Source organism: Mesorhizobium sp. M4A.F.Ca.ET.090.04.2.1, assembly GCF_003999085.1.
Taxonomy (GTDB): Bacteria; Pseudomonadota; Alphaproteobacteria; order Rhizobiales; family Rhizobiaceae; genus Mesorhizobium.
Window position 1 is genome coordinate 1 of sequence record NZ_RZOT01000760.1, and the last position, 1958, is coordinate 1958.

Below are 1958 nucleotides of genomic sequence, written 5' to 3' on the forward strand. Positions count from 1 at the left end.
GCCCGAGGCCGGCCTGGCGGGTCTGGCTGGTTTCGGCGCCGGTCAATTTGGCATTGAAGCGGACGTCCGGCTTTGCCGCCGGGCCCGTGACCTGCGCCGTGCCGTCAAGCAAACCCGCGGCGTCGAGGCCGGGCGAGAAATCATTGGCAAGGGCGGCCGGCAGCGCCGATACCGTGGCCGCGAGGTCGAGCGTTTGGCCGGCCTTGCCGGAGAGCGTCACCGAACCGCCGCCGAGATCGAGCACCAGCCTTTCGATGCTGGTCACGCCATTGGCGATAGAGAGGTTCGACGGCCCGGCGATCGCCGCCTTGATGCCGCGAACGGTGGCTTCGCCTGAGGCGATCTCGACACTGGTGGTGCCGTTCGCGATCCTGACCCGGCCGGCGGCGGTGGCCGGAATGCCGGCAATCGTGGCGCCGCCGCTGAGATTGGTCCAGTCACCGTCGCGCTTCAGATCGACGCCGATGCCGCTGACGACGGTGGTTCCCGATGTCACCGTATCCGCTTTGATCGTGCCTGATATCGCTGGGCTCTTGAGATAGTTGGCGATCAGCGCGTTGACCGTGATCGCTTTCGCCGCCACCTCGCCGCGCGCGATCGAGCCACTGGCGGCATTGATGGTGACGATCGGCGCCTCGCCTTCCTTGGCGAAGGCGATGGTGCCGTTTATGTCGCCGCTCGCCGTTTGTCCGCCAAGCGCCGCCAGCGGCGCAATGTCGGGCACCGCCAGCGTCAGCGTTCCTTGCGGCAGGAAATTGTCCTCGAGCGCAAGGTCGCCGGAAACCTTGTTGTCGCCGAGCGCCAGGCTGAGCCCCTTGATCGAGCGTTTGCCCTCGCTGGTCACCAGCGACGCCCTTATGTCCAGTGCGTGCTCCTCGACGCTGCCGGTCAGCGAGATGTCCGCCTGCGGGCTGGCGATGTCCGCCTTGCCTTTCGCCGAAAGCTTGACGTCCTTTACCGTGCGGCCGGCCGCGGTCAGGCTGGCGCTGTCGGCCGCGACCGAAAAATCCGGCGCAAAGCGCGGACCGCTCGCGGACAGCGTGAAATTGATTCCCCCGGCGAGCGGCGTCCCGGCCAGCGACGACAGCGCCGAGACGTCGCCCAGCGTTCCCGTGACGTTGGCCTGGATGTCCGAGCCTTGCGCGCTGGCGGTGCCGCTGGCGCTGAGCGAACCGGAAGTCAGCGACAACGAATTGGCGGCGAACGCCCCTTGCGGATCGCGGGTGGCGGCCGCCGAGAACATGACGCGCTCGCCAAGCACCGAGCGGATCTGTGGCGGGAGCGCGCTCGACACCGCATCGGCATTCATTTTCAGCTTCATCGCCAGATCGACGAGCGAAACCGTGGCCGTCAGCGAAGCATTCAGCGCATCGCTGCGCAGCGTGCCCTGGTCGACGGAAATCTCGTCCTTGCTGATCGTGCCGGCCAGATCCGCGATGAGCTCGCCAGTCACCAGCGGCTCCAGCGTCGCCACGTCGGTCTTCAGCCCGCCGGCCGAGAGCTTGATCGACAGCGGACCGCTGCGATCCTGGATATCGAAGCCGTCGGAATGGATCGCGGCCGTGAGATCGTTGAGCTGGGTGCCGCCCGCCGCCACAGAAACCAGCGACGCGCCGATATCGACCATCGGCGCCTTGCCGTCGCCGAAGGCACGGGCGGTTGCGTTCTTGACCGCCACGGTGACCGGCTGCGCCTTTGTGCCGACGTCGAGCACCACCAGCTCGGCCTTGGCGGCGAGTTCCACCGACAGGTCGCTGGCGCCCTTGGGATCGACCATGCCCGCGGCCGTGCCGTGCACGGAGCCGCTCTCGACCACCGCCCGCTCGATGTCGACGCCGCCGCTGGGGGTCGCGGTACCGGCGAGATCAAAGCTGGTCTTGCCGGCAAACAATGGCTTCAGCTTCTCGGGCAGGAAGCGCTCGAAATCGCCGTCGCCCTTGGCCTCCACCATATGGCCC

At 67.6% G+C, this 1958-nt stretch carries 1 pseudogene; it reads right to left on the reverse strand.

The annotated features are described in order from the left end of the window. A pseudogene (locus tag EN781_RS31490) lies at nt 1-1958 on the reverse strand (translocation/assembly module TamB); the annotation flags it as partial.